The sequence below is a fragment of the Thermophilibacter sp. ZX-H3 genome (assembly GCF_052599055.1).
The window spans coordinates 64,075-72,416 of record NZ_JBQXES010000014.1 but is presented as its reverse complement, the minus strand read 5'-3'; the positions used below and the strand labels follow the sequence as shown (position 1 = coordinate 72,416).

General features: G+C 72.5%; 5 protein-coding genes. 3 read left to right on the top strand and 2 right to left on the bottom strand.

Features of this window, described 5'->3' with window-relative positions:
• Positions 1-66 precede the first annotated feature (66 nt).
• Positions 67-2,292 (bottom strand): YhgE/Pip family protein, encoded by a 2,226-nt coding sequence (locus tag ACULPM_RS07335; protein WP_445331887.1) that lies wholly within the window; start codon positions 2,290-2,292, stop codon positions 67-69.
• Positions 2,289-4,883, bottom strand: a complete 2,595-nt coding sequence (locus tag ACULPM_RS07330) for a YhgE/Pip domain-containing protein (protein WP_445331886.1) — start codon at positions 4,881-4,883, stop codon at positions 2,289-2,291. The genes ACULPM_RS07335 and ACULPM_RS07330 overlap by 4 nt, the downstream gene beginning before the upstream one ends.
• A gap of 326 nt (positions 4,884-5,209) precedes the next feature.
• Here ACULPM_RS07330 and ACULPM_RS07325 point away from each other — a divergent pair, with 326 nt between their 5' ends.
• From ACULPM_RS07325 to ACULPM_RS07315, 3 genes are all read left to right on the top strand, one after another.
• Positions 5,210-5,845, top strand: coding sequence for a TetR/AcrR family transcriptional regulator (locus ACULPM_RS07325; protein ID WP_445331885.1), 636 nt, complete (start codon positions 5,210-5,212; stop codon positions 5,843-5,845).
• 447 nt (positions 5,846-6,292) lie between these two features.
• Positions 6,293-7,576, top strand: coding sequence for a methionine adenosyltransferase (gene metK, locus ACULPM_RS07320; RefSeq protein ID WP_445331884.1), 1,284 nt, complete (start codon positions 6,293-6,295; stop codon positions 7,574-7,576).
• A gap of 149 nt (positions 7,577-7,725) precedes the next feature.
• Positions 7,726-8,253: a hypothetical protein gene (locus tag ACULPM_RS07315; RefSeq protein WP_445331883.1), complete on the top strand. Its 528-nt coding sequence runs from the start codon at positions 7,726-7,728 to the stop codon at positions 8,251-8,253.
• The last annotated feature ends 89 nt before the right edge of the window (positions 8,254-8,342 follow it).

Below are 8,342 nucleotides of genomic sequence, written 5' to 3'. Positions count from 1 at the left end.
GGTTCGTTTGGCACGCTCTTTCCGCGTGCCAAACGAACCTGACGCCAGCGGCACGGCGGCACGTCCTCACATGAGGCGGGTCTTCTCTAGGCGCTCCTCGAGCCGCTCGTTGAGGCGGATCACCGGACGGCGGAGCACCAGGCCCAGGAGCAGGGCGGGAACGAGGTAGGCAAGGAGAATCGCCAGCTCGCGCCAGATGTCGCCCTCCCAGACGCCGAACATCGCCGCGCGCATGGCGTTCTCGCTGTGGACGAAGGGCAGCCACGCGTAGACGGCCTGGAAGGCGGGCGGCAGCATCTGGGGCGGGAAGGTACCGCCCGAGCCAGCCACTTGGACCACCATGAGCACCACGGCCACGGCCTTGCCCACGTCGCCGAAGGACGCGGTGAGCGAGAAGATCAGGTTCACGTACACGAGCGAGGACGCGAGGCACGCGAGGAGGAGCAGCCACGGATGCTCGCACTGCACGCCCAGGTAGAAGAGGTCGCCGCCGCAAATGAGCGCCGCCTGGGCGAGCCCCACCGCACAGAACAGCAGGAGCCTCCCCACGTAGGCCTGCGCGTGCGAGCAGCCGGTCTCGGCAAGCGCCTCGGCCGAGGGGGTGGCCCGCACGAGCGCGCAGAGCACGACGCCCCCGATCCAGATGGCGAGCGTGGTGTAGAACGGGGCCATGGCAGACCCGTTGTTCTCCACGGGAAAGATGGCCGTGCGCTCCACGTCGACCGGCGCCGCGACGAAGTCGGCGAGCTCGGAGGGGTCGGCGGCGAGCACCCTGCGGACCTGCTCGACGTCTCCGCTGGCCAGTGCCGCGGAGAGGCGCTCGCGCAGGTCGCCCAGCCGCCCCGCGCTCTTCTCGATGGCGTCCGCCGTCTCGTCGAGCGAGGTCTGCGCGTCGCCGAGCGTTCCCTCGGCTCCCCGCGCGGCGTCGCGCGCGGCGCAGAGCGCCGCCGAGAGGCTCCCCTGCACGGCGTCTGCCTGCGCCGCGGCGTCGCCGACCTGCGTCGCGAGCTCCTCGAGCACGCCGCGCACGTCGGCGTCATAGGACCCGCGCACCTCGTCGATCGCCGCGCGCGCCTCGCCGACGAGCCCTGCGAGCTCCTGGCGCGCCGCCCCGGCGTCGGCCGCGCCCGCGTCGAGGTCGGACATGGTGCGCCGGAGGCCCTGCGAGAGGTCGCGCATCTCGTCGGCCGCCTGCGTCACGCGCCCGGCGAGCCCCTGCACGCGCTCGCGCGCCGCCGCCACCCGGTCGCGCGCCGCCCCCTCGGGGAGCGTCTCCTCGAGCTGGCCCATAAGCGCGGCCTGCTCCCCGAGCGCGGACGCGAGCGCGTCGAGCGAGGAGGCCTGCCCGTCCGCGGCGGCGCGCGCGTCGTCGAGCAGGCCGCGGACGCGCGCCGACTGCGCCTCCGCCGCAGAGAGCGCGTCGTCGATGGCGTCGTCGACCCCGTCGAGGCCCGCCCCGGCGGACGCGAGCGCCCCCTCGACGGACGTCGCCGCGCCGTCGATCGCAGAGCCCGCGCCCGCGAGCCCGGAGGCCGTCTCGCGCAGCGCGTCGCCCGCCCCGGCGGCGGGGGAGAGCGCCGACTCCGCCGCGTCCGCGCCGCTGCCGAGGAGCCCACGCGTCGAGGCGAGAAGCTCGGAGAACCCGCGCACGTCGTCGGCCGTGCCGGCGAGCGAGTCCTCCGCGTCAGCCACGGCGGAGCCGAGCCGCGCGGCGAGCGAGGTGACGCTGTCGTCGTCGAGCGCGCGAGAGAGCTCGTCGAGCACGCCCGCCCCCACGCTCGCGACCGACCGCGCGAAGCTCGCGTCGATGTCCGCCTGCGCGGCGGCCGACGCCTTATCCGTCACGATCGTGGCGATGGCGTTCTCCTTCTCGTTCTGGTAGAAGCTCACCTGCGGCCGCCCGGAGGTCCCCGAGAGCACGCCCATCATGTCGCGCGAGAAGTCCTCCGGGATCACGATCGCGGCGAAGTACTCGCCGGAGCGCACGCCCTCGACGGCGTCGTCGGCCGAGGCGACCTCGTAGCCGATCGACTCGGACGCGCGCAGGTCGGACACGACGCGCTCGCCCATGTTGACCCTCACGGGAAGGAGGCCCCCCTCGTAGCCGGCGTCCTCGTTTGCCACGGCCACGCGGAGGTTCCTCGTGTTGCCGTAGGGGTCCCAGCTGCCTGCGATGTTGAACCACGCGTAGAACGACGGCACGGCCACTATTCCCGCAAACACGACGAGCGCGATCGCGCTCGAGACCGCGTGCCGAGCGTCGCGGCGCAGGAACGCCCAGACTCCCCTCATCGCCCATCGCCCCCTCTCATGTCCTCGACGAGCCCCACGAGCTCGTCGGTCCCCATCCTCTCGAGCTCGCTCATGCGGGCGAGCCGGTCGTGCGCGTACTCGACGCCGATGAGGTACGCGCTCGCGGCCACGAGCGAGAGCACCCACAGCACGAGCAGCGCGAACTTCGCGGGCGTCACGAAGAGCAGGGCGAGAAGGACCAGCGGCACGGCCAGCAGCGCCGCCACGCCCCGCCGCACGAGCCGCGGGTACGCGAGCTCGAAGCGCGCGGCCCGCTCGAGGAAAGCCTCCCGGTGGCCCGGGGAGGTGGCGAGCGCGTCCACGACGGACGCGAGGAACCCCTCGTCCTTCTCGCCCCACGCGGCGGGGTGGTCGGCGATGAGGAGGTCCGTCTGGGCCATGCGGCGGTCGAAGAGGGCGTTCACGCCCGCCAGCCTGCGGCGCGCGGCCACGCCGAGCAGCAGCGCCGGCAGCGCGAAGGCGAGAAGGACCAGCAGGTTGCGAACGTAGTAGCCGTCATAGAAGCCCGCGACGGCCTCGCGCATGGCGTTGATGCCGTAGGTGAAGGGCAGCCACGGCCCGAGCGCGCGGAAGAAGTCGGGCTGCATCTGGATGGGGTAGAGCCCCGAGGCTCCGGGGATCTGCAGGACCACGAGCAGCACGCCGAGGGCCTTTCCCACGTGCTTCAAGGCCACCGCCAGGGCGTAGACGACGAACACGTAGACGAGCGACTCCACCATCCCCGCCAGCACGAAGGCCGCGGGCGAGACGCACTGGATGCCGAGCGCCACGTCGCCCACGCAGCAGACGAGCGCCTGCACCTGCCCGAGCAGGGCGAGCAGCAGCCAGCGGCCGAAGAACGCCTGGGTGGGCGTCACTTCGGCGACGTCGAGGCCCTCGCGGTCGACCTCGAGCTTGTAGACGGCCACGAGGACGAATCCGCCCACCCAGAGGGCGAGGTTGGTGTAGAAGGGCGCCACGCCCGAGCCGTAGTTGGCGACGGGGAAGACGGGCTCGCTCGCCATCTCGACGGGCGCGCCGAGCGCCGAGCCCGTGGACGCGGGGTCGAGCGCGAGCAGGCCGCTCACGGCGGCGGAGTCGGAGGCCCCCGCCACGGCCGCGAGGTCGTCGGCGAGGCCGTCAGCGGTGCCCGCGGCGTCGCGCAGGCCCGAGGCGGCCCGGTCGAGCGTGGCGTCGCACTGGGCGAGAAGGGCGTCGAGCTGCGCCAGCGTGCCGTCCGCCTGGCCCGTCATCGGGCCGAGCGCGGAGACGCCGCCCGCCACGCGCCCGCCGGCGTCCGCGAGCTCGTCGAGCGCGGAGGAGAGCTGGGGCGAGGCGTCCTGCGCCACCTGGGAGCGGAGCCCCTCCAGCGAGGAGGCGCCCGCCTGCACGGCGTCGTTCACCTCCCCGGCGAGGCCGCCCATCGCGCCCGCCCCGGCGGCGACCTCCTGGGAGGCGGCCTCCAGCTCGTCGAGCTCGGAGGCCTGGTCGGCGGAGAGCCGCTCGAGGTCGGCGAGGACGGAGCGCAGGTCCTCGACCACGCGGTCGCGAAGCGCTGCCGCCGCCCCGTCCGAGGGGCCCGCGGAGGAGAGCTCGTCCAGGGCGGACTCGAGCGTCCCCAGCATGCCGTCCACGGTGCCGTTGGCGGCGCGGATCTGCGAGATGGCCGCCTGCGCGCGCCCCTGCGCCCAGCCCACGTCCCCGGCTATGGCGCCGATGTCGTGGCTCGCGGTTGAGGAGAGGTCGGCGAGCGCGCCCGCGCCCGTCCCGAGCGCGGCGGAGAGGTCGCCCGCGAGGGTCCGCGCCCGCCCGCGCGCCTGGCCGAGCGTCCCGAGCGCCGCGTCAAGCGACCCGGCGAGGGAGCTCGCGGCCCTGCCGGCGTCCGCCACGGCGGCGCGGGCGTCGCCCACGGCCCCGCGCGCGGTGGCGACGTCGCCGCGCGCCGCCTCGAGCACGCCGGCGAGCCCGTCGAGGCGCCCGCCGACGTCGCGCAGGTCGGCCGCGGCGCCCTCGGACGCGGCGTCGGCGGCGTCCGTCGCTCCGCGCACGGTGCCCTGGAGCCGCTCGGTCACCGTCTCTCCCGCCACGCTGACGAACTCCTGCGCGATCTGGGTCTCGAGCGTGGTAGCGCCGGTGTCCGTGACCTTGGGCGCCACGGCGTTCGCCTTCTCGTTGACGTAGTAGCCCACGCGCGCGGGCTCGGTGCGCCCGTCGAGCACGCCCGCGAGCGTGGAGGTGAAGTCCTCGGGGATGACGAAGGCCGCGAAGTAGCGCCCCGAGCGCACGCCCTCGAGCGCGTCCTCCTCGCTGTCGACGAACGTCCAGCCCAGCTGGTCGTTCTCCTCGAGGCGCTGGCGGACCATGTCGCCCGCGTCCGTGAACCCCATCCCGGGGACGTCCGCCCCCCGGTCGAGCTCGGCCACCGCCACGGGGACCGTGCCCGTGTTCTCGTACGGGTCCCAGTTGGCGAGGATGTTGAGCCACGCGTAGACGGAGGGTATGACGCAGACCCCCACGGCGATCACGATCGCGGCGGGGCTCGCGAGGAGCCTCCTCAGGTCGCGGGCGAATATTTTGATTGCGGTGCGCATGCTTGGCGATCTCCTCTGGTCCTCCGGGCGGGTCTGTCCAGCCGAGTGACGGGTTTCGGACAAACGAGGCCGTTTCCAGGGCCTCATCCGTCCAAAACCCGTCACTCGGCCGTCGTGCGGGCTGCCGGGCCCGCTTACCCTCTCGTTTCCCTTTCGGCCGAAACTATACACGTGTGTTCAATATTTTTGAACTCAGCTCAAAAACAACGACCTGATGCTAGGATTCTGCTAACGAGAGCCGTGCCCGGAGGGCTCGCCTAAAAGGGGACAGGCCCCCTTTAGGCACCTTTTAGGCATGCGGCCCTGGCGGACGAGGGGAGGCGCACATGGGCGTCAGAGGAGGCCGGGCGGAGGCGAGGACCCGCAAGAGCGCGGTGACGCGCGAGAAGATCATGGAGGCCGCGGCGGAGCTCATGGTGGAGCGCGGCGGTACGGACTTCCAGATGCTGGAGGTCTCGGCCCGCTGCGAGATGTCGAAGGGCTCGCTCTACTACTACTTCGCTGACAAGGCCGAGCTCGTCCGCGCCGTGATGGACCGCTCGGTCGAGGCGCTCGTCGACGCCGTGGAGCGGGTCGTCGCCGACGCCCCCTCGGCGGCCGACTCGATCCTCGGGCTTGTCCGCGCGCTCGCCGAGGCCCTGCGCCCCGGCGGCCCCCTCATGCTCGCGATGCTCGGCTCCGGTGCGGGCGCGACGGGGGCGGCGGCCGTGGAGGGGCCGCGGCTCGCGCGCGTCCTCGCCATCCTCACGGCCCAGCTCGAGCGCGCCAAGGGGGAGGGGCTCGTCCGCGACGACGCCGACAGCCGCCTCTGCGCGGCCGCGGTGGCCGGCGCCTTCCTGGTCTTCGAGCACGTCGCCCCCGACGGCGCGCCCGAGAGCGTCGAGGGGCTCGCCCGGAGGATCCTGGACCTCGCGCTCTCCGGCGTGGGCACGGAGCGCGGCCGCGCCGTCTTCCTCGGCTGACCCGCGGCGGCTGCATCGCTGCCGTAGCCGCGTCGCCGCCGTAGCCACGCCGCCGCCGTAGCCGCGCCGCCGCCGTTGCCGCGCCGCCGTAGCCGCGCCGCCGCCGAGCATGCCTCGGCGCACGGTTTCTCGCCCTCAGAGACCGATTCCGTGCACATGGGCATGCTGGTACATACGGCATGCTCGCGGGCGAGGAGGGCGCCTCATGCTCGCCTTTCGCGCCTGCCGAGCATGCCTCGGCGCACGATTCCGCGCGGCGAGAAGGACCAACGAGAAAGACCAACGAGAAGAACCCCCGCCACCCGCCCGCCACGCCGGAACGTGTGGTTGCCGTGCCGACGTGCGGGCGCGGCCTCGGCGCCGCGGCATTTGGGTATCATCACTAGGCATTTGTATTGGGAGGGGCGGAATGGCAACGGCCGCCCCGAAAGCGAAAGAGGGACCGACATGTCTTCACCCCATCGTTCCACCTCGTCCCGCAGCTACCTCTTCACCTCGGAGAGCGTGACGGAGGGCCACCCGGACAAGATCTGCGACCAGGTCTCGGACGCCATCCTCGACGCGCTCCTCGCCAAGGAGGCCGAGCTCCAGGAGGCCGGCTACGTCGCGCCTGGCGGCATCCCGGCCAACGTGGACAACGTCCGCTGCGCGTGCGAGACCTTCGTGACCACGGGCACCGTGATCATCGCCGGCGAGATCCGCACCGAGGCCTATCTCGACGTGCAGAAGATCGCCCGCGACGTCATCCGCCGCATCGGCTACACGCGCGCCAAGTTCGGCTTCGACGCCGACACCTGCGGCGTCCTCAACCTCATCCACGAGCAGAGCCCCGACATCGCCGCCGGCGTCGACGAGTCCTTCGACGCCCAGGCCGGCCGCACCACCGACCCCATCGACCTCGTGGGCGCGGGCGACCAGGGCATGATGTTCGGCTACGCCACCGACGAGACCCCCGTCCTCATGCCCATGCCGCACTACCTGGCAAGCCGCATGGCCGAGCGCCTCACGGAGGTCCGCAGGAACGGCCAGGTGCCGTACCTTCGCCCGGACGGCAAGACCCAGGTGACCGTCCGCTACGAGGACGACGTCCCCGCGGAGGTCACGGCCATCGTGGTCTCGACCCAGCACGACGCCGCCATCGAGGACATGGCCACCGTCAAGGCGGACATGGTCGACTACGTGATCGCGCCCGTGATGGACATGGTGGGCATCGAGTGGCACAACGCCGACGTCTACGTGAACCCCACCGGCCGCTTCGTGGTGGGCGGGCCCATGGGCGACACCGGCCTCACCGGCCGCAAGATCATCGTGGACACCTACGGCGGCATGGGTCGCCACGGCGGCGGGTGCTTCTCCGGCAAGGACTGCACCAAGGTGGACCGCTCGGCCGCCTACGCCGCGCGCTGGGTGGCCAAGAACGTGGTGGCCGCGGGCCTCGCGCACCGCTGCGAGATCGAGCTCGCCTACGCCATCGGCGTCTCCCACCCGCTTTCCGTGATGGTGGACACCTTCGGCACAGGGGAGGTCGACGACGCCGTGATCGAGGCCGCCGTGGAGAGGGTCTTCGACCTGCGGCCGGGCGCCATCATCCGCGACCTCGACCTGCGTCGCCCCATCTACGAGAGGACCGCCGCCTACGGCCACTTCGGCCGGGAGCTCCCCGAGTTCACCTGGGAGCGCACGGACCGCGTGGAGGAGCTCCGCGCCGCGGTGGAGGAGTTCGGGGCCTAGCGCCGCGCGAAAAGCGAGAAGGACGGGCCGCCACGGGGCCGGGGAGCGATTCCCCGGCCCCGTTCTCGTGCGGTGCGGCGGCCCCTCGCCCTGTCTCCCGCCGTCTCGCATGCTAAGATGCACGGGAGACATCGCACGAAAGGAGCCCCATGAGCGACACCGACATCTCCCTCGCCATGCGCGTCGACGACCTCTCGCTCATCGAGTGCGTCTTCCACGCCGCGCCCGTCGCGGAGCGCGCTGGCGAGAGCCGCCTCGCCATCACCAACCCGGACAAGCGCTTCAGCCTGGACGTCAAGAACCGCCAGAACGTCCTCAGGGCCATGGTGGGCGTCCAGTTTGGCATCGCCGACCCGTCCGCGCCCGCGGGCGAGCAGGGCGAGCACCCCGAGTTCCTGCACTTCGGCGCGCTCGTCGGCGTGGTCGTGACCTCGCCCATCATGGGGGACGCCGCGATAGCCGCGCGCCACATGGCCGGCAGCGAGGAGTCCGCCGCCGCGCAGCGCGACAAGAAGATGGAGCACGCCATGCGCCTCGAGGCCATCAAGGCGGGGTATGCCTTCGCCACGAGCAAGCTCGCGGAGATGTCCGCGATGTCGCCCATGGGCACCGTGATGCTGCCCCTCATCGACGCGGACGAGATCCTTATAGACATCGAGAAGAACGACGCGCGGTAGCGCGTCGAGGACGCGACTGACGAGAGGAGCGGGGGGGGGGGGGGGGGGGGAGGAGGAGGGACGCCCCCCCGCACACAACAAAAGCACGA